Raw genomic sequence first — 23791 nt, 5'->3', positions numbered from 1 at the left:
ACATCTCAGTCTTTTTCGTAACTCCCTTGAATACTTACCTAAAAAAATTAACACTATGAACGACTTAAAGTTAACTTCCGAACAGAAAGAACAATACAACAGGGACGGCTACCTGATCGTGAAAAACTTCCTGAGCGAGGAGGAAGTGAGTTTGCTATACGGCATCGCCACTGGCGACGACGTGCTAAAAAACAAGGCCTTCGATTTTAACGATCAATCCGGTAAACGAACCAAGCTTACCCTTTGGTTCACTCCGGGAGATGATGCCTATGGCTTGCTAACCCGTAGTGAAGCTTTGGTTCAATCCGTACAGGATCTCCTTGGTCCGGGCGAAGTTTGTCACTTCCACTCCAAACTGATGCAGAAAGAACCACAGGTAGGCGGCGCATGGGAGTGGCATCAGGATTATGGATATTGGTACAAGAACGGTTTTTTGTTTCCTGATGCCATGATAAGTGTGATGCTTGCACTTACTGAGGCGACGGTTCAGAACGGATGCCTGCAAGTGCTGAAAGGCTCCCATAAGACGGGCCGCTTTGAGCACAGTTTTGCAGGTGAACAACAAGGCGCTGACATGGACTTTGTGAATGAAGCACTCAATCGCTTTGAGCGCGTGCATGTGGAGCTGGAACCGGGAGACTTATTGTTCTTCCATAGCAACACCTTACACATGTCTGAAGCGAATAGCTCCGATAAGCCCCGCTGGTCTATGATATCCGCGTACAACCTCAGCTATAATAAGCCGTTCAGGGAGAAAAACACTTCCTGCATCACGCCGGTGCAAACTGTTCCAAATAATGCGATTATGTCGTCTGAAGTAAGAGGTTTGTCTGCTGACAGAGACTTCCTTCAAAAAGAAGATGAGATCACACTGAAAGTAAAATAATCCTAACCCCGAACAAATACCTTGGAGTTTAAATTTTTTTGCCCCAGATGGGGATGTGAACATATCAACTGGGAGCTGTTTTGCCAAAAGGTAAAGGCTGAGGGCTATGATGGTGTCGAGTACGGTATCCCGAACGACGTTGAGCTAAAGGAGCTGGATGAAGCCTGGAACGCGTTTGAAAAGTATGGACTGGAAGTTATTCCGCAGCATTACGGAACGTATGACGCGGATTTTTCCCGTCACTTTGATAATTATGCGGGCTGGTTAGACATGGTCCGGCCCTATAAAGCACTGAAGATTGACTCGCAGACTGGTAAAGATTACTTCTCATTCGAGCAGAATAAGAGGCTTATAGACCGCGCTAACGAGCATTCAAGGGTGTCTGGCGTGCAAGTATACCACGAGACGCACCGCAACAAATTTCCTTTTGCCGCTCATATCACCTTCGATTATCTCAGCCGCGTTCCTGATTTGCAGATCACCCTTGATGCTTCACACTGGGTAAACGTGGCAGAATCGTTTCTGGAAGACCAGCAGGAAGCAATGGACCTGGCGATCAAACGGACAGAGCATATTCATGCTCGCGTAGGATACCCGGAGGGCCCACAAGTTCCCAACCCGGCTGCTCCCGAATGGGATGAAGCGCTGCAGCACCATTTAAGATGGTGGGATAAGGTAGTGGAACGGAAGCGGTCAGAGCAGGATAGCGTCGTGACCATCACGCCCGAGTTCGGCCCATACCCCTATATGGTACATTTACCCTATTCGCAAAAGCCTATTTCCGACCAGTGGTCGAATAATGCTTATATGCTAAACTTACTTAAACAACGATATAAGATTGGTTAGTGGATGAACATAAAAGGGTGAGAGGAACTTTCACCCCTTATGTTCAAATCGCCTGCATATAAAAGCTCCTGCAGCCGAAAAACGACTACACATCTACTGGAACCCCGATGCAAAAGAAGCTCAGGAAACCTTCTTAAAGTATTTACGCTTGTATTCTAGTGGAGTAAGCCCGGTGATCTTCTTGAAGTGACGGTAAAAGTTGGACACGTTATTGAAACCGCAGTCAAAACATATAAATTCTGTAGGTAACTTATCTTCTACCAGCGCCCGGCAAGCGTGGCTGATTCGGATCTCTATCAGGAAATCGTAATAGGTCTTCCGGGTCATTAGCTTAAAGTAGCGACAAAAAGAAGTCACGCTCAGGTTACTTATCGAGGCTATTTCATCGAGGGTAATTTCCCTATTGTAATTCGCCAGTGTGTAGTTGCACACTTTATTCAGGCGCAGCGCATCCTGCTCGTTGGATCGGTAAAACACGTTTTGGCCGCTGATGATGGGAGCAAATTCGTCGGTCTCAGAAAGCACCTCCAAAATGGAAAGGAAGATAATGATCCTTCGAAGGTTGGTGGCATGCAAAGCCTCGAGCATTAACGCTGCCACTTTATCGCGGGTAGTGCCCTTGATATCCATTCCGCTTTTCGCCTTTTCAAACAACTTGGGTAGCAGGTAGGCTTCTGGCAAGCTGAGCATGTATTTACCCAAACAATCAGGCAGGAAGTGAATAACAATCACCTCCACTTCAAGTTCCGGATTGTGCTGGTAGTACTGATCGCTTGATCTCCAGGTATGCGGAAGGTTCTCGCCCAGAAGCGATATCTCCCCCGGAGAGAAGTTGCTGATGCGATCCCCGATAAACCGGACCCCTTCCCCCCTGATAATATAGTGCAGTTCCAGCTCCGGATGATAATGCCAGATCCCTACAAAGTTAGGCCTTGTATCATGCCTGATGCTGAACGAGCTCTGCGGCCCTACCGGAACTTTATGAAATAAAGGTTTCATATCTACCGCTGGTATAGTTTTTTTTATTGGTTGATATCACGAGAGGTCTATATCCAAATCTAAATAAAAAGAATGAAGTAATAGGCAACTGAACAGCTATACTAATCGCATCAATGGCGGTCGAGCTCCCAGTCAAGCGGAAACAGATAGAGCATTCCCTACCGGTATCTAAATTTGAACAAATGAGCATAGAATTTGAACGAATGCGCTTGGCACGAATCAAATTATTCTGCTACTTGCACTACAGAAAATCCGCGGTTATAAACCAAACTAACATAAAAAATATACAGCTAGATGAGTATCATGAAGCGATCATTTTTAAGTTTCCTGCTTTGGCTGACATTTACAGGCCTCTTTGCACAGGAAGTGGCCGTAAGCAGTCCCGACAAACAATTAAGACTTAGTTTCCAGATTAGTGATGGAAAGCCTTTTTATTCCGTCAGCTACAAAGGAAAGCCCATGCTGGAAAACTCACCGCTCGGATTGACAACCAATGCAGGCGACTTTAGTTCGGGTATGAAATACCTGGGCAAGACCGAAGGCACTGTCGATAAAAAATACACCCAGGATCGGATCAAGACAGCCGAGGTACACTATGTTGCCAATAAGCTTAGTCTGGACCTGGAGAACGCTCAGGGTAAGAAGATCACTGTAGTATTCCAAGTGAGCAATAATGATATTGCCTTCCGATATGAACTTCCATCCTGGAAGGAGACCCTGGCTTGTGTGGTAGAAAAAGAAGCAACCGGATTTAAGTTTCCTGCCGCTACTATCACCTTCCTCTCCACCATGATGGACCCAATGGCTGGCTGGGCCCGCACCACTCCCAGTTATGAAACCCCTTACGTGGCAGATGCACCAATGCGCAAAGAAAAACCTGCGAAGGAGGGATATATTTTCCCAGGACTATTCGGGGTGGGCAATACCGGATGGGTGCTGGTTTCGGAAACAGGCGTAAGCAGTTTGTACTGCGCGTCCCATCTGAGCGAGCTGTCAGAAGACGGAGTTTACACGGTAGCTTATCCTAATCCGAAACACAATAACGGATTCGGAAGTACAGGCGCCGCATTGTCATTACCGGGGGTTACGCCCTGGAGAACCATCACGGTTAGTGACAATTTGAAGCCCATTGTGGAAACCACCATTCCATTTAGTGTCGTAGAGCCCCTGTACGAGGCTTCCCAGAAGTATAAATACGGCAAGTCTACCTGGAGTTGGATCATCTGGCAGGATAACAGTATGAATTATGCAGACCAGGTAAAATTCATCGACCTGGCTGCTGATTTGAAATACGAGTATATTCTGATCGATGCATTATGGGACTCAAACATCGGTAAGGAGCGGATGCGCGAGCTGATTAAGTATGCCCAGACTAAAGGCGTAGATGTGTTCCTGTGGTATAACTCTAATGGTGGCTTTAATGATGCTCCGCAGGGTCCGCGTAATAAAATGAACACGTCAGTAGCCAGAAAACAGGAAATGAAATGGCTGCGTGAACTGGGAGTAAAGGGGTTAAAAGTGGACTTCTTTGGTGGCGATAAGCAAGAGACGATGCGTTTGTATGAAGATATCCTTTCCGATGCCAATGATTACGGTCTGATGATCATTTTTCATGGTACCACCCTGCCAAGAGGCTGGGAACGGATGTACCCCAATTTTGTAGGAAGCGAAGCAGTACTGGCCTCCGAGATGCTGGTGTTCAATGAAAGTACCCGAAAAGAGGAAGCATACAACGCGACCTTGCATCCCTTTATCCGGAATGCGGTGGGGAGCATGGAGTTTGGGGGAACGCTGCTGAACAAATACCTGGTCAAAAACAACCAAGCGAGAAATAAGCGCCTGACCAGCGACGCCTTCCAATTGGCAACAGCGGTTCTATTTCAGAATCCGGTTCAAATGTTTGGGATCACCCCCAATAACCTGAGCGACGTTCCGGCTTTCGAGATCGACTTCATGAAGCAAGTTCCCACCACCTGGGAAGAGACCGCCTTTATCGACGGTTATCCTGGCAAATATGTGGTACTGGCCCGCAGATCAGGTGATAAGTGGTATGTTGCCGCGGCAAATGGAGAAAAGCAGGTAAAAGAGTTAACAGTGACGCTGCCCATGCTTGCCGGCCGGGAGTTGAACCAGATATACGACAAAGAAGGCGGTGATGCCGCTATACAAAAAATAAGAGTTCCCAAAAACGGAAAAGTGAAACTACGGTTGATGCCCGGTGGTGGTGCTGTTATTTTTTAAAAGCACTCCCTTACCTGACTAACAAATTTTCATGATAGGACAAGCAAGCCTGCGGCTGGAAGCCATAGGCCTGCTTGTCTTTTCTGACGAGATGTACATCGTGATAGGCAAATCCCACAGCAGCTTACTCCGTTTTACCTTTGAAGACTGCATAGATGGCCATTGCGTGCCCATGTCCAAGTGAAAAATCTTCCTTTAGCCAGTTAGTGATTTCGGTAGCTTTAACGGTCGGAACGAGCTTTCCATCCTTTAGGAAGCCTTTCTCTTCAGCAAGCTGTTTAAAATCTTCCGGACCTTTACCCGTTTTGCTTTTGATATTGTCGAGGTATGCTTGAAATGACATAGGATGCTGATTTAGCTATAGTTCTAAAGGTGAAAACAACTCTAAGTTAATACGACGAACATAAGATCGCAAATAATTAAGAGGCTAGTTGCGGGAGATGGCGTGACTAATGAGACAATGTCGTGAGCTTCTTGAATCCATAACTGGCGGGAATAGAATCGATTAAAGGCGCTAATATTCTATTCCTTCAATCGCTGAAGAGAATACCGGCCGCACAATAGGCTTAAAAATCCGTAGAGCGTATTTAAAAAAAAACCGCAGCTAAAGCTACGGTTCACTATCAGGATCAGGTATTCTATCCGTTCCTAGTATCCTTCATCGATTTGGATGTAGGTAGAAGAGTCAATTACAGCATGGTACCAGGTAAAGGCATCATTGCGGGCTGTAAATTTGTAGTAGTTATCTCCACACACGCCAAAGTCGAAGCCTGCAGGAAAATACCCGCTATTAAACTCAATCGTATAAGTGCCAGCAGGCAAGGAGCCCAACACCTGTGAAGTAAAATTTGAATCATCAGTTTCAAAGTAAAAAACCTCGTAAGTGCTTTCGTTAGTAAAAGTAAGTGTCCAATTATTATAATTTCCGCTGTAGGGAAGCAGAATTCCCACCTGAACGTTCTGAGCTAATGTTTTTTGTACACCTACAATCATAAAAAGGCATGCAACAGCAACAGTTAGTAACACTTTTTTTGCTTTCATAATTTTAAATTTAAGTTTTAGAGTTAGTTTATGTTTGTTTCCTGATAGACAAAGTAGACCGGTTAGTTCATAAAGTTAGGAGAAGCTCCAGCTCCTCCCTTATAAGAACTTAACCAAATCCTATAGGATGTTGCCACGAATTACCTTTATTGAATTGGTAGGAATTGTAGGTGCATATCCCGGAGCAATACGAGAAAAAAAGGAAAAGAAAAGCTGACCTAGTTAGTTTGATGAAACTAATTCAGCCACAGCGGAGTCGACCTACGATAAGTCTGGTAGCTAACTATGCCGGGGATTTGTCCGAGGCTCCACAACCACAAGAATAATACCTGCGAGACTCCCTTTTACGCTATTTCACCCGGCTCCACACCTCATAGATTTTAGCCCCTTTCGAGCTTAAACCGCTATGATGCCATTCGCCGTTTTCCAGTTTTCCATCAAAGGTCAGAGAAGCGCCGACGCGGGAGCTATCCCGGGAGAAAAACTCGATATTCTCGGTGTATTTTCCGTTCCGGAAGGTATAAGTCCCTCCGCCTGTTCCTGAAAACTCCTTCGTTTCAGGATTGATGGCTGCCCATTGAAAACGGGTTCCCGATAAAATCTTATACGTTTGGCGGGCACCTGTTTGATGAATTGGACTCAGCTTTCCATCCTGCATGCGGGAAGTGATGCGCCATGTGCCGGCCAGGGGAGCCGAGCCGTCATCTAACCGTGTCCAAGTCAGAGTTTGACCATTCACGAACAGCCTCAGCGTCGTTCCGGTGATCGATGCCGAAGCGTTGAACTTCTTCCCAACTTCTTCTCTATTTACAGTGCTGAAATAAATTTCGGCGGTCAGATCCTCTGCATTTTGCGTATACCTTCCTCCCTGACTGAAAACGAATCGTTTATTTTCCTTGTTATAAGCAGTATGGAAGAAAAAGCCGTCTTGCAGAATTAATACGTGCTCTTTGTCTGCCTCTTTTGTTTGCCAGGCGCCTGTGATGGCTGTACTGTTCGATTGAGCAGACGAATCAAAAAAGGAGAACACCATCAGTAATACAATCAGAATACGTTTCGTTTTCATATGCGTTTTATTTGGACGTTTAAAGTTAGCGAATCAATCGCTTTTATTACTGATCCGGAAAACTATTCAGTATCTAAACATTTAAACTTCAACTTCCCTGCGGAAGCTTCTGGTCAACTTATAAGAACGGGCCTTGGGAAGAAAAACTTTCTTCCTAAGGCTTAAGCTAGCCGTCCAGCGATTCGAACAGGCCAGCCGTCCGGTGATTTTGAACAGATGATTCCGTTTTATCCTTTCTGATTCTTCTATTTACTCAGGGAGACTGACTCAATCGCAAAACCCAACCCTTTCCCATTTTGAGATGCAGTTTTATCACCTGTCACACTTATTTCCAGCTTCTCCAGATCTGCCAGCTGCATCGTGTTGGCAACAGAAGGTTGAAATAACAGTGCATGGAAACCTGGGTAGGGCCTGGGTAGGAGCAGCGCAGCGTCTGGAACAAGAGATGCAAGTGGCACACGAACTTCCGTCAAATCATTTTTAAGGTCAAGTGGGAACGAATACGCCTGGCCATCTTTATCTATCAATGCAATTTTAAGTTTGCATGGTTCTCCCGTAGTACTTTTAGCCTTAACCAGTAGATGGGTGAACGTAGACAGATCAGCCTGCCTTCCCTCTAATTTATCTCCGATGAAATGCTGGAAACCGAGGATGTTTTGCGCGGGCGGCTTGGTTGTGTAAACAGAATAAAGCAGCTGACTTGGTTTATCCGAGGCGGTATAACTTACGCTTATGTTTCGGTCCCAACTTGGAATGAGCCGGATATTTTGGTCCTCAGTAGCGTTATAAAGCTGCAGAGTGCCCCCGGCAGGAGCAACAAATGTCTTCCAGGTCTCCTGCTGATAATTATCCCAGGCCCAGGGATCTCCCTTATGGTTGCCCGGGAAGACTCTATAGTCGTCACCACTTTTCACGGCAATGCGGTAGTTCAGAAGTCCCGGTTTGATGAATTCCGCCGGTAATAGAGCCCTATATTCATTGTTCTTTCCAGGTTCCATCTCGATAGTCTTGTACTCTCCCCCCAATTGGTTGATGTACAAGGTCACCTTGCTTTCCGCACCAACACCCACGACCAACGCCTTCAACTGCAGGGCTTGATTACTGCTTACTGTTGCATAAGGCTCGTGGCGAAGGAACACCTCTTTACTTACCGGCTCCGGAGCCACAAATTCATTTAAACCCAATACTCCCAGGCTAGACGAACGGGAAAAGTCCTTGCCCGATTTACCCTTTTTTACTACCAGGTAGGTACCTGGGGTTATCGTAAATTGTGAGTTGCTAGCGGTTGTTGAAAATCGATTATTCGGATTAAGAGGCCTCAGCTCAAATATAGCTCCCAGATCAGGCAGAGCTATTTTCATGGTCTGATTTTTCCATTCAATGCGAGTGACCTCCTTTTGAGGCGATGCTTTTTCAAAAGGATCCCGGATTTGAACAGCATCCGGCATCACCTCCAGGCGCCAGATACCATTTTCCAGCTTGTCCAAAAAATAAGCACCAGAGCCACTGTACTGAACAAGCGAAGAGCTTCCTACTCCTGCAACATGCTTCAGTTTTGATGCCGACAAAGGTTTCGAATTGGTTGAATTAGAATAGTAGAATTCTTGCTCTGCATTCATCTCGCTCAGTCCCAATTTATAATCGATCCGAAAGTTCCCGAACTGGTTGCTTGCAGGATAACTTCCATAGCTTTTCCCTAGAGGAACCGAGTGAAAAGCTTTGCTGGCAATCAGGAAACTGATTGCCTTTGCCGGCGTATAAGCAAGATTCAAATAATGGGTCTGGTACTCGGTATTGGCATACGCGGTAGCCATCGGATCATACGCAAATTGGGTTGCCCATTGAAACCGGGCAGTTCGAAAGCTTCTGGCCATTGCCGGATACATTACTGGCTGAAGAATATCTCCTGCATCGAATTCGTACACCATTCTTGCCTTATTTGCAAAGGCAGGTATGGTATCAAAAGGAATGGTGTATTTGTCTACGTAAGGAAGGTAGTTACCTTTGAGGGTTTGATTTGCTACCAGGCCGCTTGGATACCACTGGAAACTCACGCCATTAATATTCGCGTTAGCAACGGCATCGGCATAAAAAGGAGATTCGCTGATGTTATAAAAAACAGGCTTTGTCCAGCCGGTACTCCTGATAGCAGCAGCAAGGCGATTAATATAGTCACTGGCGCCGCTTTTCGGACCGCTGTGATGAGGCTCGTTATTGATCTCGGTCGCTATAATATCTGGATCATCCCTGTAACTCAGTTTGGTGTAGGGGTTTACATGCCTGAAAAACTGCTTCATATAATTCTCCTGGGCCTTTATTGCCTCTTCTTTCACAACAGAGGGACCTTTGCCGTATTTGGCAGAAAAGCCAGGTGTCTTTTCGTCTCTCTCGGGATATCCATTTCCCCAGAAAGCAATGGGGGTTACCAGGATCTTGATCTTCCGCTTTTTCAATTCAGCAATCAGGAAGTCAAACAAACGTAAGTGTTCATTTTGGAGCAGGTTGCCGGCAGAATCGGTAATCTCAGTATCCCAGACATGGACGCGGAAGGCGTTCAGCCCAAGGCGGGCCATATGATAGACGTCCTGCTTCATAGCGGTTTTAATGTCGATGCCCAACAATTTATGCGAACGGTACCCGTAAGCAAAGGGAACTGTGTAATTCACTCCAAAAAAAGAAGCTTCCTTGTTGCTTCCATTCCAGCGAATGGTCCCTTTATTATCGACATAAATCCCCGCGTTTTCCTGTGCAAAAGTACTGCTGGCCCAACCCAACAGTACAAATACAAACATCAGGGCACTGAAAATTCTTCTCATATTTTTTAACAAGTTGATAGTGTGTGTGTCCTCTCTAATCCTTAAAAGCATCGAGTGCTACTGTTGGCCGTCCACTGTCGTCAAAAGCGCCTAAGCGGTAGCCCTTCCATCCATTGTAAGCCTGGGGCTCCCAGTACAATACGCCGAGCCCTTTCTGGTTGGGAAGCGATTTTACTTTGGTAATCAGATCGGAGATGAACGCTTTTGCAGCTGTAGCTTCAGACATCGGCATCCCCACCTCTGTAATCATTACTTCTTTACCATAGCGGGCAACCATGTCGTTCATATTGCTAAGGCACTGATTATTTTTCGCCTGCCAGTCAGAAGCGGTTGGATATAAAGACATGCCAATCACATCCCACTGGGCTCCGTTATTTTTCAGTCCATCGAACATCCATCGAAACAAGGAATTATCATACCCGTTGGAAAGATGAACGATCACCTTGGACGAAGGACTCACTTCCTTTAGAGCATTATAACCAGAAAGTACCAGCTCCGCAAAATTCTTCATATTGACGGAAGCTTTTCCCTCCTCCCAAAGCATCCCGTTGTTGGTTTCATTTCCCACCTGCACCCATTCAGGAGTGATGCCGTTGTTTTTTAGACTTGTCAGCACCTCCTTGGTGTGATTATAAACCGAAGTTTTCAACCCTGTAATATTTTGTCCCTGCCAGGCAGCCGGCTTTGTTTGCTGGCCAGGGTCGGCCCAGGAGTCGCTGTAATGAAAATCGATCATAAGTCTGAAACCCATATCCTTGGCTCGTTTGGCTTTATTCAGCACATCGGAAGGATTACTCCAGCCATCTGCCGGGTTGACCCAAACGCGGAGACGGATCGAATTCATTCCTTTGTCCTTAAGAATCTGAAGCAAGTTTTGCTCCGTATCGGCGTTATTGTAAAATTTCACTCCTGAGGCCTCCATTTCGGTTATCCAACTCACGTCTGCCCCTTTCGCAAAAGCAGTTTCTTGTACTGGAGGTTCTGGCTCTGGTTCCTCTGTCGGTATATTATTCTTCTTGCAGCTTGTCAGAACCACCAACAGCGCCAGCCCTATCACCTTGTAAATTTTGCACATACTATCATTGGTTAAAAAAGGATGACTGTACCAGCCTGAGGCCAATACAGTCATCCTGGTAAAACTATTCTATGGAATACGTGTACTTGCCAGCTCCCTGACTCAGATCGAGAACAATTTTAAATGTTCCTGACCGGGGCACGGTGATGTTATTTCCTCCCCATCCCGGAGGCCCTGAGAACGTTATTTTACCTTCATTATCCACCTTATAACTGAGGTCCCAGCCTCCGTTGGCTGTGAAAGCGAGTTTACTTCCGGCAGTTAGCGTGACATTATTCGCCTCCAGCTTTCCTGTTGCCTGATTGTAGGTCATAGGTGTAGCTGAAGTGCTCCAGTTATTGAAATCACCGGAAACATAAAACTGAACAGGCGTATAACTGATCGTCATCGCGTCGAGATCAGCATTTACCTTCAGGTATCCGGGTGCAGGAGTCAGCCAAAGATTACCGCCTCCCTCCGAAAGGGTGGTAGCACTGGTTCCCCATCCATAGATCTTACCGTTAGTGGTCGACTCAAGCTTGAAAGCATCGCCTCCCCAACCATTAGCATTGGGCAAGTAAAGGTATCCCTCATACTTACTGTTGAAATTGGGCGAGGTAAGTACAAAGCCGTTCGTGCGGGCTGCCGGTGTGATCCACGAGTTGCCTCCGCGTACCAATAAAGCGGGGTATATAACCACCGCCTGATAGGGAGTGACAGTCATGGTAAGGGTTGAGTATACCGGCGCTACGGTACTGGCTTCACCGGTTGGCTGGCTTACTTCTGATTTTATGCGCACTGCAAGAGTGCTTTGAGTTCCAGTGGGCAGTTTAAGCTGATTTACCAGCAGGGAATTAAAATCCTTACCGGTAAATGTTTTCTGAGTACTGTCGGTAGGCAGCTTCACCTCAATAGCCTTCCCCCAGGCGTTTGCACCAGTGGTGTCAGAAGGCAGGGCAAACTGCAGCGTGTGCGACTGAGAAACCCTGACACCATAATCAGGAGCCGTAAATTTAAAAGTAACCACGTTATTAGCATCGGTAGCCGCGCTTAATACCACGTTGCTTGCGCTGCTTGTAAAGCCCGGTACAGCCCTGGGAGTCACAAGAACAGTTTGTTCCATATCTCTTTCGCAGCTGCTCAGCAAGAAGGCTGCAAAAGCGATGAACAGGTACGTACTGAATATCTTTTTCATATCTTCTCTATAAATCGATCAATAATCTTTGTTTTGGATCAAGTGCGGATTTGAGGACAGATCCGTCGGCGGAAGCGGGAACACATTGAATTTATCCGACACCGCTGCTCCGTTTCTAACACCGCCTTTCCAAGCCCACAAGTACGCCGCTGTCGTAAACCGATTGAAGCGGATCAAGTCCGTTCGCCTGATTGCTTCGTAGTAAAGCTCCCGTCCTCTTTCGTCAATGATAAAATCCAACGTCATCTGTGATGCCGAAATATTGCCCGCAGTACTTCCGTTATAAGCCCTGGTTCTTAAGGCATTAATATAACCCAACGCCGTACTCGCGTTTCCTCCGGATCCTCCCCTGAGAACCGCCTCGGCATAGGTCAGATAGATCTCTCCCAATCTGAACAAAGGAAAGTCGATATCTGAAAATAACCTTTCAGGGTCTATATGAGGAGCTGGCGCACCTGTCCTTGTCACGTTTCTAAACTTCGTACTTGAATAACCGGCGGTTTCGAGGTATAGTTCAGTCATTTCAAGAGACTGGCCGGTTGTATAGAACTGCGCCCTTCTGTCGGTATTTCCACTTTTATCGGCGAAAAGATTTACAAAATTCTCTGTAAAACGCAGACCGCCCCAGTCGCCGCTGGACCAGGTTATATCTGCCGGAACATTAGCCGGTCCATGAACCAGGTAAGTAGTACCTCCATAATTCTGGGTATACGTTGCATCGTAGTTGATGGTGAAGATGTTCTCGTCTGTGTTCAGATGGTTATCAGCGAGCATAAGTTCCCGGTAGTTGGGATGTAAAGTATAACCCGCCGCGATAATCTTATTACAATAGGTAATAGCATCTGTATACCTTGCAGTGCCCGTATACACCTCGGCGTTTAAATACATCCGCGACAAAAGTGCCCACGCAGCCGCCCTGTCTGCTCTTCCATACTCATTTGTGCGGGGCTCCGCAAGTTCCGTTTCCAGCGCCTTCAATTCTGATTCGATGTAGCTGAACAAGTCTTTGCGCTGGATTTGACGCGGTAACTCGCCTGAGCCTATTTGGTTTTCCTCCGTAACGAATGGAGGATTTGCGTACAGATCCATCAACACCCAGTATTGGAATGCTCTCAGGAATCTTGCTTCAGCCCGGTACCTTCTGATATTGTCGGCTTCGGCACCACTGATCCCTCTATTACTGATACTTTCATCCGAAGCCTGACGGATGAAATCATTACAAAGCGTAATCTGGAAGAAAGAGCGAAAGTACAGGCCGTTAGCAATTGCGTTGATGGAAGACCAGCGCATCTCATGCAGACCCTGTATACCTGCATCATTCGGCCATGACCAGGCGGCTTCATCGGTGGTAAGCTCCTGCAGATTCCAGAATAATCGTAGAAAGTCGGAGTTTCCCTCATCTCTGATGATTTCAACCGGAATGTCCTGGCTACCTGTGGTAGCATTTCCTGTAAGGGCAAAGGCTCCATAAACTTTTGCCAGCGCCTGTTTGTAGCCGAGCGGTGTAGAATAGACATCGTCCGCTACGAGGTCATTGGTTGGTTTCAATTCCAACTTCGTACATGAACCCACCGTCAGAAGGATGAGCACTGCACTTATGATATATGAATAGCGTTTCATGTTGGTATATTCTTAAAGATTAATAGCTTAAATTCAAGCCTACGGAAAATACGCGTGGACGCGGGTAAAGATTAGCATCTACCCCTGATCCAACTTCGGGATCCAGCCCTTTATATTTCGTGATGGTGAAAACGTTCTGAACAATTCCACTTACCTGCAGATTTGCACGTTGGTTGAATAGCTGACCCGCGTTGTAGGTAAGGCTCAAATTATCCATTTTGAGGAAGGATGCGTTCTGCAGGTAATAGTCACTGAGGATCTGGAAGTCGCTGCCTCTGAAACCAGTCTCCAGGTAATTTGCAGACGCGTTGTATATCACCGGTGAGCCGGTTACCTGCCTCAACGTACCCGTTGCGCTATAATTATTATTGTAAGCATAGTTCCCGATGTTTGCTCTCAGCACAAAGCTGGTGCTCCATTTTTTGTAAGTGATATTGTTGCTGTAGCCCAGGAAGTAATCAGGCATGGCGCTTTTGCTTAAGTACCGGTCATTAAGGGTAATTAAACCGTCTCCGTTTAAATCTTCGAATACACCATCGATCGGTTTTCCAGATTCATCATATACCTGCTTCAATAAGTAAAAAGTATTTCTGCTGCCACCAACTGCGTGAAGCTGAGATGTTTGTCCGCCTACTCCACTGGCAATGCCTCCGGTTGGAGCTCCCAGATAATTGGGGTCATTCGGAACAAGTGTGAGGTTAGTGATCTTGTTCTTGTTATAGGTGATATTGAAGGAAGCATCCCACCTAAAATCAGTGCTCCTGATAGGTTGGGCCGTAATGCTAAACTCCACTCCCCTGTTTTCCATGTTCCCGATATTTTGGAAAGCTGTTGCAGAGAAGTTAGTACCAGCAGCCTGCGGCGCGTTAGCCAGGAGATCCTTCGTTTTCTTGTAATAGTACTCGATACTGCCACTGATGCGATTATTTAAAAAACCGTAGTCGATAGCAATATTGGTGGTTGAAGTTTCCTCCCACCTGATATCAGAAACATAGCCGCTGGGCCGGTACATCTGGTAATAGGTGTTACCGAACTGGTAGGTGGCTGAATTCTGACTTAAGTTATAGCTTGCCAGGTAGCCGTAATTAGGAATTCCTTCCTGCTGTCCGGTCACACCATAGCCCACCCGAAGCTTCAGATCCGAAATTACCTCCTGCTGTTTCAAAAACGGTTCATTGGCGATAGTCCAGGCCAGTGCAAGGGACGGGAACAGCCCATATTTATAATCGGCACCAAAGCGGGAAGACCCATCGCGACGCAAAGTAGCTGTGAGCAAATACTTATCGTCATAGCTATAATTCGCCCGTCCAAAGACAGAGATAAGCCGGTTCTGGGGAATGTCATAGGGATAGATCGGATCAGAGTTGGGAAACTTCTCACCTCTGGCATTGTAGCTGGCAAAATTGAAAAACTTAGTTTTAAAGTCGTTATACGAATAGCCCGTTGTCACATCTACCCTACTTTTTATTGATTTGATCTCTTTTGAGTAGTTGAGATAGAAGTCGAGCAACGTGTTGTTCCTGTTCTGCTGATAGCGATTATTCAATCCGCCGGCCCCGCCAACAATGTATTCCGCCGCGGCGCTGTCCGTTACAAATACCGTTCCTTTACCCCTGGCGATATCATAACCCAAATTTAGATTGGCACGGAGCTCAGGAAGAAAGTGAAACTTATAGTCGACCTGAATATTACCGATGCTGCGGACAGGAGTACCAATATCTTCGCGCTGATAAAGCAATCCCAGCGGGTTTCTTCCCTGTAAATTTGCCAGGCCGGTAGCTATGGTAGGGTCAAGATGTTCGAAGTATCCACCGAAGCGGGGACTATTCGTTCTGATCGGCTGCGTGGGATCAAAGCTTACGGCACCGCCAATAGCAGCAGTGTTTGCAAAACGGGCGCGTTGCATATTCCCCTTCAGGTTCACATTAAGGCTAAGATGCTTATCGAAGAACGACGGGTTTAACACCAGCGCCAGGGAGCCCTTTTGCAGGTTATCCGTGCGCAGCACGCCGCTCTGGTTTTGATAGCCTAATGAGAGCCTATAGGGAAGATTTTTTATACCCCCGCTGATACCCAGACTGTTGTCTGTACCGAAGGCCGCCTGATAGATCTCCTTTTGCCAGTTAGTATTGGCTGTCCCCAAACGAGCCTTCAGATTTGCGCTCCCGTGCTCATTTACAATTGTCCGGATCTGGTCGGCGCTAAGTACATCTACATAGCGGGCGACGTCGGATACCGAATTTACCGTATTAAATGTGACCCTTAACCTGTCATCCACCCCCTTTTTGGTAGTGATGATAATAACCCCATTTGCCGCCCGGGCGCCGTAGATAGCTGCAGCCGAGGCATCCTTCAACACAGTAAATGACTCAATATCATTGGGGTTGATAAAACTAAGAGGGTTTGCCGCCCCTGATACGGATGAATTCTCCAAAGGAACCCCGTCTATCACAATAAGGGGATCGTTGCTGGCATTGAGGGATGAACCACCCCGAATGCGAATCGTACTGCCCGCCCCGGGCTGGCCACTGTTAGAAGTTATGGAGACCCCCGGAACTTTACCAACAATAAGTTGTTCAGGTGTGGTGATATTTCCCTTCTGAAAGTCGCGGGAACTTACCACCGCGACAGAGCCGGTCAGGTCGCTTTTTCGCGTGGTTCCGTACCCTACCACCACCACTTCATTTAGTGATTGTGCCTCCTCTCTTAACTGGACATTAATAACGCTTCGTCCGTCGACGGGAACTTCGGCAGTGGTAAATCCGACGAAAGTAAAAATTATAGTGCCGTTAGATGGCACGTTCAAACGGTAGCTTCCATCAGCTGCAGTGGAAGTTCCGGCATTGCCTCCCTTCAGCCTAACGCTTACGCCCGGCAGCGTTGTACCGTCGGAGGCTGAAGTCACAACACCTCTTACTGCTATCTGCTGGGCTGACACATCAGCAATACAAACGATGCTGAGCAATAGCGTAAGCAAAAGCCAATTACTCTTGAAATAGTTGGTAAAACTGTACATAAATAATTAGTTAGGTATATCAAATTGGTTCTGTGAGTTGCTGGCGAACCAGGAAACTACACCTGCAAATAACCACGCTAAGGCGGTTTTAGCCTTATTCTATCGTTCTTTTTTTTGTTTCTATCATACATAATAAAGGAAAGCGCAGGTTTTTAACAGGGAGAGCGGGGACGAGCAATATTTTGTTTAATTTGCCTTAAATATCCTCCAGTTATCCATCGTAAATGCCAGTCGAAAGAAACCGCTTTCATAAGTTAGTATTCGCATTATCCCTAACAATTCAACTACTCGTGCTGGGGCCGGATGTTTACGGGCAAAGACAACGCTTGAGGTTTCAGCATATCACAACGGAGTCGGGACTTTCAAACAATACGGTTCAAACTATTTGTCAGGACCGCCTCGGTTTCCTTTGGTTCGGCACACGCGACGGACTCAACAGGTATGATGGCAAAAACATCAGTATCTACAGAAATGAAATCGGAAACAGATCCAGCATCAGCGAAAACCTTATCAATAAAGTTTTTGAAGATAGAGGGGGAAACCTCTGGATTGGAACAGCCGAGGGTATAGACCGCTTTGCACCCGAAACAGAGACGTTCGAGCACTATAACCCTGATCGAACGCCGACCGAGGTTAGAGACATTATAGAAGATAAGACAGGCCAACTATGGATAGGCACAAACAAGGGGCTCTATCGCTTCGACAAAAGGACCAGGAAGTTCAGCAGGTGGTCTAATCGCCTGAATAGTATCAGGATAAACAGGCTTCTGGAAGATAATTTGGGCTTTTTATGGCTGGGAACCGAAATCGGCCTTTATAGGATTGAGCCGAAGAGTGGGAAATTAACATCTTTTCCTGTAAGGCCGGGAGATCCGGAATCCCTTCAAAGCCGGGTAATTCACGAGTTGTTCCAGGATGGCAAAGGGAGAGTATGGGTGGGGATGAGTGAAGGCGGACTTGCTCTATATAACGGCAGAAAGGCGTCCTTCACGACTTACAAGGCCGACCCTGGCTTTGCCAGCAACCCGCAAACCACCAATTCCTTGCCTCATAACGATATCCGATCTATTACTGAAGTAGAACCGGGGATGCTTTGGATTGGAACAGAAAACGGAGGCCTTTGTGTTTTTGATACTCGACGCGGATCCTTTACTACCTATCAGCCGAACATTGCTGATCCGGCAAGCCTCAGTCACGATTCCATACACTCGCTGCTGAAAGACCAACAGGGAAACGTCTGGGTAGGAACCTGGGCCGGAGGAGTGAACTACTATAGTGCTTCGCTATTGAAATTCCCGCTGTATAATAAGTTCCCTCAGGCAGAGTTTCCCGGGGTGGAGTCTGTGGCCCGTGACCAGGACGGACTTATGTGGCTAGGGGTGGTAGAGAACGGACTCTACAGCTACAATCCGCAAAATAATAAATTTACGTACTACCCTAACCCCAACATCGAGCGGTTTGAGGTAGGCATCTACTCTATTAAAGAGCTTAATAAAGACACCCTTGTTTTAGCAACCCGACGGGGTGGGATGGCATTTTTCGACAAAAAGAAACACACCTTCACGCACTTCCTTCCCAGGGAAGGACGTAACAGCATCGGAGGCCACGAGTTAAACACTGTTCTGGTGGATCAGAACAAAGATATTTGGTCTGGAGGTTGGAATACAGGTGTGAGCAGATTTAGTCACAGAACCAAAACATTTACAAATTACAAGCATAACCCCACGAAGCCAGGCAGCCCGGCCAGCGACTTAATCTATACGATTTTCGAGGACCGGGCGGGACGGATCTGGATTGGAACGGGTGGCGGGGGTCTCGATCTCTACTCCCCCAAAACGAACAGCTTCGTCCACTTCAGGCATGAAAAAGACAATCTAAACACGCTGAGCCACAATACGGTGATCAGCATTTATGAAGACCGCAGAGGCCGGTTCTGGGTAGGGACCTCCAATGGTCTTAACCTGATGGACAGGCAAAGGAGAACGTTCAAAGTTTTTACTCAAAAAGACGGACTGCCAAACGACGTTATCAATAGCATTGTGGAAGATAATGAGGGGAATCTCTGGCTGGGCACTAATAAAGGGATCTGCTGCTTCAACCCAGACAGCAAAACCGTGAGAAGCTTTACTCCAAAAGATGGATTGCAGGGTAATGAATTCCTGATGAATGCTGCTGCAAGGGACAACGCCGGTAAGTTGTATTTTTCGGGGTACAAAGGATTAAATATCTTTCATCCCCGACACATCCGTTACAACAGAGCCATCCCTCCTGTGTTCATCACCAGTTTCAGCATCGGGAACAAACCGGTACCGATCGGTGCCGAAGGATCTCCGCTAAGCAGGCACATCAGCCAAACAAAGGAAATCAGGCTTTCCTACGATCAATCGGTCTTCTCATTCAACTTTGCCGCACTGAATTATATCTCGCCTGAAGAGAACAAGTATGCCTATAAGATGGAAGGCTTCGAGAAAGACTGGAATTACGTGGGCAATAAACATACTGCTACCTATACGAACCTCGATCCGGGCAATTACACCTTCAGGGTGATTGCATCCAATAACGACGGCTTCTGGAATAAAAAGGGGACGGCCGTCACCCTCATCATCAGTCCTCCCTTTTGGGAAACGTGGTGGTTTCGCGTCGTCGTACTGATTCTTGTACTTGCAGCGGCCTACCGGGCCTATCGCTTTAAGAGGACGCTGGAATTAGAAGAGCTGGAGAAAGCGAAACGAGAGGAGATTCACCAAACACAATTGCTGTTTTTTACCAATATCTCGCACGAGTTCAGAACTCCGCTGTCGCTGATACTGGGCCCTCTTGAGAAGCTCCTTCAAGAGAATACCTCTCCTGCTATCGGACAATATTTGAGGACGATGCACCGTAACACACTGCGTCTGATGAATCTTATCAACGAGCTGATGGACTTCCGAAAAGTGGAAGCGGGGGCATTGAAGTTAAAGGTAATGCAGGGGAATATCTCGCTGTTCCTGGACGAAATTGCTGACGAGTTCAGAGACTCAGCTGCGGATAAAAAAATTCAGTTTGAGGTGATCAAAGAGGAAATACCGGAAGAAATCTGGTTTGACCGCCATGTAGTGGAGAAGATCATCCTGAATCTCATCAATAATTCTCTGAAATACACCCCTGAAGGAGGACGAATAACGTTACAGCTATTTACGGATCTGCGAAGCTTTAGTCCCTCGTTTACAAATCGCCTAAACATCCCCAACAGCTACGCGGGGAAAAGGTATATCCACTTGCGGGTGGCAGATAACGGCATCGGAATTTCTAAAGACTCGATCAATCACCTTTTTGAAAGGTATTACAGGATCACCGACACTCATTTGGGTTCAGGGGTTGGACTCGCCTTCGTGAAAAGTCTTGCCACGCTGCATAAAGGTAGCATCTTGGTCTCGAGTGAAAAGAACGAGGGCACAGAGATCGTCATTTCTCTTCCATGTGGAAATGATGACTACTCGGAGGACGAGCGATGGATACAAAATGAACACGAAGCCGGCACCCGGCTGGAGAGCGTCATCAGCTTGCCGGAGGACCCCGAAGAGCCAGGCAGTTGGGATCAGGATTCAGGTAATCAACAAAAGCACATCCTGCTGGTTGATGACAATGAAGAACTAAGGTCCTTTTTAAAAGGCACCCTTGGCGCTGTCTATAAAATCAGCGAAGCGGCAAACGGCATGGCTGGCATCGAGAAAGCAAAAGAGACCTTCCCCGACTTGATTATAAGCGATGTGATGATGCCGGGCATGAATGGAATCGAGTTTTGTCGGCGGGTAAAGGAAGATATCGAGATTTGCCACATCCCTTTCTTGATGCTGACGGCAAAAAACAGTACAGAAGCCGAAATTGAGGGAGTTGAATCGGGTTCGGACTACTACTTCACCAAGCCAGTCAGCATTCAGCTGTTACAGCTTACTATCAAAAACATTTTTGCCCAGAGGCAAAAAATAAGAGACCATTATACGCAGGACCATCATGCAGAAGTGAGGGAGCTGGCGCACTCTACAAAAGACAAAGAGTTTATCGATAAATTACTGAAAATTATTGAGTCTCAACTGGTAAACCCAGACCTCGATATCGATTTTCTTTGCAGGGAGATTGGGATGAGCCGCACCAAGCTGTACCAGAAAATTAAATCCATTACGGGGCAATCAACAGGCGAGTTTGTCCGTACCATCCGCCTTCGTAAAGCCCTGGAGATTATGACGCACGACGATGTTTTGCTTACGGAGGTGATGTACCGGGTAGGAATCCAGACGCAGTCGTATTTTACTAAAGCATTTAAAAAAGAATTTGGCAAAACTCCAAGTCAGTTTTTGCAGGATCTGAAGAAGGCCTGAAAAGCATGTGAAACGCACAAAGCTGTCCGGGCTATTGCTTCAAACAAGAGTTATTCCCAAGTCTTTCCCGACTTAGTAATAGCGTGAGACAAAGGCAAGTGGTACAATTTCCGAAGCAAGGGAAAAATACATTGATGCTACCGATCTAGCCCTGGTATCACTAACTTCGTATTTCTACTTGCTGTTCTGACACACTGGTAGGGTGAACCAAAAAGTGCTGCCTTTGCCCTCATCACTTTCAACACCTATCTTTCCCTCGTGCCGTTCTATAATTTCTTTACAGATGTATAATCCAATACCAAATCCTGGGATGGCCTTTTCATTTCCTGCTACCCGGTAAAACCGACTAAACAGCTTTTCCTGATCCTCAGGTCTAATGCCCATTCCTTCATCTTTTAAACTAAAAAATGCGTGCTCCTCCCTGGTTACACATGCTATATTAATCGTAGTTCCGGGGGGCGAGTACTTGGTAGCATTGCTGATCAGATTGTTTATCACCTGTTCGATTTTATCTTTATCAATATTAACCCAAGTTTCCTCTACAGGCGCAAAAATAATGTGGTGAAAACTTGCTTCGGGCACAATGCTTTCCTCGACCTCTTTTACCAATACGGCCAGATCCACCTTTTTCTTATCAATATGGATTTTACCCGCTTCTAACCTCGACACGTTCAGGAATCCGTTAATGAGTGTGGTCATCTTTCCAAGCTGTCGGACTGCCCGCTGCAGCATGCCCGCTGTAAGTGTATCACCAGCCGCTACCACTTTCCGTTGTGCCACCTGCACGTAGCTGATAGTGGAGGTTAAGGGCGTTTTCAACTCGTGGCTCACCATACTGATAAAGTCATTTTTGCGCTGCTCATTTTCTTTAAGATCGTGGATGTCTATGGTTGAACTAATATAGCCGGCAAAGCTTCCATCTGACCTCAAGCGTGGAAGCCCCCGGGACAGCAACCATCGGTATTCTCCTTTAGCGTCAGGCATCCGAAACTCCCATTCCCAAGACTTTTGCTCTTTGAGTGCAGCTGAAAAAATAGCAAGTACCCGCTCCTTGTCGTCGGGGTGCATCAAATCTACCCAGCCAAACTTCAGCAGTTCATCTCCTGTGATGCCGGTTAACTTGCTCCATGCCTGATTAAAATAAATTGCCCTGCCTGCTTCATCACCTACTGCTATCATCACATCTGCTCCTTCGGCCATCATCCGAAAACGTTCTTCACTTTCCATGATGGCAGCTTCGGCATTTTTGATCTCGGTGATATCCCGTGTTGTACCGGCTACCGCAACTACCTCGCTATTCTCGTCAAGTACCGGCGCCAGGATATAGTCGTAAACGCGCTTTCCCAGATTAGCATGAGGAAAGGATACTTCTCCCCGAAGGGCTTGTTTGGTAGCCACCACTTGGTCAATCTCGCGCTCGTGCATTTGAGCATGCCACTCTTCATACCCGTTTTCACGGAGTCCTTTGCCAACGGCACTCTCCCACGTCTTTCCCCACATATCGAGCAAGGCTTTATTGGCATAGCTGAACTTGTAATTCAGATCAAACACGTACATCAGGTCTGGGGTACCTGAAGTGATAGCCTCATACAGTCGCTTTTGCTGTTCCAGCGCCTCTTTGGCCGACTTTAACGCTTCTTCTGTTTGTTTTCGTTCTGTAATATCGATAAACATTCCTACCGACCCGGTTATATTTCCGTTGGTGTCTGTAATGGGCGCTGCATTCATTGTTAAATACATGCGACTCGTACCCGGACGCTCTATGGCAAATTCATAGTTGAACACCGGCTTTCCGGTCGCCATGGCAACCATTGTTGGGTGCTCTTCGTCGGCCATGGGACGACCGTCGAGGTGCGTATTGTACCATTCGGCCGAATTACTCTTCCTTTCTGGAAAACGTTCACTCGCTGTATCGAGAATCTGATGCGCCATGGGGTTGGAATAGATAATGCGACCTTCCCTGTCTGTAATGCCCACTCCTTCCGCCATATGATCCATTACGCGCTGTAGTTGTTGTTCGTTCTCCTGTAGCAACTGCTTGGCCTTGGTGGTTTCGGTACATACGGCCAAAATCCCCTCCGGCGTCCCGTTTTTTTCTCTGATCGGGTTATAAGAGAATGTCCAGTATACATCCTCTAACCGACCGTTGCGATAGATCGGAATGAGTTGATCCTCAAGAAAGACGGCATCTCCTGTCTGCAGAACCCGCTCGATCAAAGGATTGATCACCGGCCAGACCTCCTTCCAGCATTCTTCGCCCCGCTGGCCTAGGGCTAGAGGGTGCTTACTGTTTTCGGGGCTGCCAAGAATATGCCGGTAAGCATCGTTGTAAAACTGAATTTTCTCTTCCCTTCCCCACCAGATAAACATGGGAAAGCCGGAATCAAGAACCAGGTTCACGGTGGCGAGCAATGGTGCGGGCCAGGCTTCTATCGGACCGAGGAAGGTGCCCGACCAGTTGAACGAGCGGATTCTGTCGGCCATCTCACCCCTGGCATATATGACGGTAGTTGATTGCATGTTGGGTCGCATGGTTTCCTAGGCAAACTAAACAAAAGATCGGAGGTTTGGGATTCCGTAGATTTTTACAGGAGTGTACGAGATAAGTAAACCGGGAATAAATACAATTCATCGAACTTCAGAATCGGCTCCT

General features: G+C 46.8%; 14 protein-coding genes. 4 read left to right on the top strand and 10 right to left on the bottom strand.

Annotation, left to right across the window (positions count from 1 at the left end; translation table 11 throughout):
* The first annotated feature begins 55 nt into the window (after positions 1-55).
* The gene (locus tag J4N23_RS19000) at positions 56-886 is read left to right on the top strand and encodes a phytanoyl-CoA dioxygenase family protein (protein ID WP_207429424.1); all 831 of its coding nucleotides are present in this window, start codon (positions 56-58) and stop codon (positions 884-886) included.
* Positions 887-907: 21 nt separating this feature from the next.
* Positions 908-1732 carry a sugar phosphate isomerase/epimerase gene (locus J4N23_RS18995; protein ID WP_242689293.1) on the top strand — a complete coding sequence of 275 codons (825 nt, stop codon included), beginning with the start codon at positions 908-910 and terminating at the stop codon, positions 1730-1732.
* A gap of 120 nt (positions 1733-1852) precedes the next feature.
* On the opposite strand, the gene J4N23_RS18990 is transcribed toward J4N23_RS18995, so the two are convergent.
* Positions 1853-2731 carry an AraC family transcriptional regulator gene (locus tag J4N23_RS18990; protein ID WP_207429423.1) on the bottom strand — a complete coding sequence of 293 codons (879 nt, stop codon included), beginning with the start codon at positions 2729-2731 and terminating at the stop codon, positions 1853-1855.
* Between the two features lie 303 nt (positions 2732-3034).
* Between J4N23_RS18990 and J4N23_RS18985 the strand changes: the two genes are divergently transcribed.
* The gene (locus J4N23_RS18985; RefSeq protein ID WP_242689292.1) at positions 3035-4972 is read left to right on the top strand and encodes a glycoside hydrolase family 97 protein; all 1938 of its coding nucleotides are present in this window, start codon (positions 3035-3037) and stop codon (positions 4970-4972) included.
* A 124-nt stretch (positions 4973-5096) separates the two neighbouring features.
* Here the strand turns inward: J4N23_RS18985 and J4N23_RS18980 are convergent, their stop codons facing one another.
* From J4N23_RS18980 to J4N23_RS18945, 8 genes are all read right to left on the bottom strand, one after another.
* The gene (locus J4N23_RS18980) at positions 5097-5315 is read right to left on the bottom strand and encodes a DUF4287 domain-containing protein (protein ID WP_207429421.1); all 219 of its coding nucleotides are present in this window, start codon (positions 5313-5315) and stop codon (positions 5097-5099) included.
* Positions 5316-5620: 305 nt separating this feature from the next.
* The gene (locus J4N23_RS18975; protein ID WP_207429420.1) at positions 5621-6013 is read right to left on the bottom strand and encodes a hypothetical protein; all 393 of its coding nucleotides are present in this window, start codon (positions 6011-6013) and stop codon (positions 5621-5623) included.
* Between the two features lie 349 nt (positions 6014-6362).
* Positions 6363-7079: a hypothetical protein gene (locus J4N23_RS18970; protein WP_207429419.1), complete on the bottom strand. Its 717-nt coding sequence runs from the start codon at positions 7077-7079 to the stop codon at positions 6363-6365.
* 245 nt (positions 7080-7324) lie between these two features.
* Positions 7325-9895 carry a cellulase family glycosylhydrolase gene (locus tag J4N23_RS18965; RefSeq protein ID WP_207429418.1) on the bottom strand — a complete coding sequence of 857 codons (2571 nt, stop codon included), beginning with the start codon at positions 9893-9895 and terminating at the stop codon, positions 7325-7327.
* A gap of 34 nt (positions 9896-9929) precedes the next feature.
* The gene (locus tag J4N23_RS18960; protein ID WP_207429417.1) at positions 9930-10970 is read right to left on the bottom strand and encodes a glycosyl hydrolase 53 family protein; all 1041 of its coding nucleotides are present in this window, start codon (positions 10968-10970) and stop codon (positions 9930-9932) included.
* A 64-nt stretch (positions 10971-11034) separates the two neighbouring features.
* Positions 11035-12144: a SusE domain-containing protein gene (locus J4N23_RS18955; RefSeq protein ID WP_207429416.1), complete on the bottom strand. Its 1110-nt coding sequence runs from the start codon at positions 12142-12144 to the stop codon at positions 11035-11037.
* A gap of 18 nt (positions 12145-12162) precedes the next feature.
* Positions 12163-13764 carry a RagB/SusD family nutrient uptake outer membrane protein gene (locus tag J4N23_RS18950; RefSeq protein ID WP_207429415.1) on the bottom strand — a complete coding sequence of 534 codons (1602 nt, stop codon included), beginning with the start codon at positions 13762-13764 and terminating at the stop codon, positions 12163-12165.
* Between the two features lie 19 nt (positions 13765-13783).
* Complete coding sequence (locus J4N23_RS18945; RefSeq protein WP_207429414.1) at positions 13784-16780, bottom strand: SusC/RagA family TonB-linked outer membrane protein; 2997 nt, start codon at positions 16778-16780, stop codon at positions 13784-13786.
* A gap of 224 nt (positions 16781-17004) precedes the next feature.
* Between J4N23_RS18945 and J4N23_RS18940 the strand changes: the two genes are divergently transcribed.
* Positions 17005-21138: a hybrid sensor histidine kinase/response regulator transcription factor gene (locus J4N23_RS18940; protein ID WP_207429413.1), complete on the top strand. Its 4134-nt coding sequence runs from the start codon at positions 17005-17007 to the stop codon at positions 21136-21138.
* Positions 21139-21312: 174 nt separating this feature from the next.
* On the opposite strand, the gene J4N23_RS18935 is transcribed toward J4N23_RS18940, so the two are convergent.
* The gene (locus J4N23_RS18935; RefSeq protein WP_207429412.1) at positions 21313-23670 is read right to left on the bottom strand and encodes a PAS domain S-box protein; all 2358 of its coding nucleotides are present in this window, start codon (positions 23668-23670) and stop codon (positions 21313-21315) included.
* Positions 23671-23791 lie beyond the last annotated feature (121 nt).

Origin of the sequence: Pedobacter sp. SYSU D00535 (genome assembly GCF_017355855.1) — a bacterium.
In the GTDB taxonomy this organism is placed as follows: Bacteria; Bacteroidota; Bacteroidia; order Sphingobacteriales; family Sphingobacteriaceae; genus Desertivirga.
This window is presented reverse-complemented; position numbering and strand designations above follow the sequence as displayed.

Bases quoted from the DNA above. Each gene is read 5' to 3' on its own strand.
- J4N23_RS18990 (WP_207429423.1), bottom strand. From the start codon at position 2,731: ATGAAACCTTTATTTCATAAAGTTCCGGTAGGGCCGCAGAGCTCGTTC.
- J4N23_RS18985 (WP_242689292.1), top strand. From the start codon at position 3,035: ATGAAGCGATCATTTTTAAGTTTCCTGCTTTGGCTGACATTTACAGGC.
- J4N23_RS18945 (WP_207429414.1), bottom strand. From the start codon at position 16,780: ATGTACAGTTTTACCAACTATTTCAAGAGTAATTGGCTTTTGCTTACG.
- J4N23_RS18950 (WP_207429415.1), bottom strand. From the start codon at position 13,764: ATGAAACGCTATTCATATATCATAAGTGCAGTGCTCATCCTTCTGACG.
- J4N23_RS18965 (WP_207429418.1), bottom strand. From the start codon at position 9,895: ATGAGAAGAATTTTCAGTGCCCTGATGTTTGTATTTGTACTGTTGGGT.
- J4N23_RS18960 (WP_207429417.1), bottom strand. From the start codon at position 10,970: ATGTGCAAAATTTACAAGGTGATAGGGCTGGCGCTGTTGGTGGTTCTG.
- J4N23_RS18980 (WP_207429421.1), bottom strand. From the start codon at position 5,315: ATGTCATTTCAAGCATACCTCGACAATATCAAAAGCAAAACGGGTAAA.
- J4N23_RS18935 (WP_207429412.1), bottom strand. From the start codon at position 23,670: ATGCGACCCAACATGCAATCAACTACCGTCATATATGCCAGGGGTGAG.
- J4N23_RS18940 (WP_207429413.1), top strand. From the start codon at position 17,005: ATGCCAGTCGAAAGAAACCGCTTTCATAAGTTAGTATTCGCATTATCC.
- J4N23_RS18970 (WP_207429419.1), bottom strand. From the start codon at position 7,079: ATGAAAACGAAACGTATTCTGATTGTATTACTGATGGTGTTCTCCTTT.
- J4N23_RS18955 (WP_207429416.1), bottom strand. From the start codon at position 12,144: ATGAAAAAGATATTCAGTACGTACCTGTTCATCGCTTTTGCAGCCTTC.
- J4N23_RS19000 (WP_207429424.1), top strand. From the start codon at position 56: ATGAACGACTTAAAGTTAACTTCCGAACAGAAAGAACAATACAACAGG.
- J4N23_RS18975 (WP_207429420.1), bottom strand. From the start codon at position 6,013: ATGAAAGCAAAAAAAGTGTTACTAACTGTTGCTGTTGCATGCCTTTTT.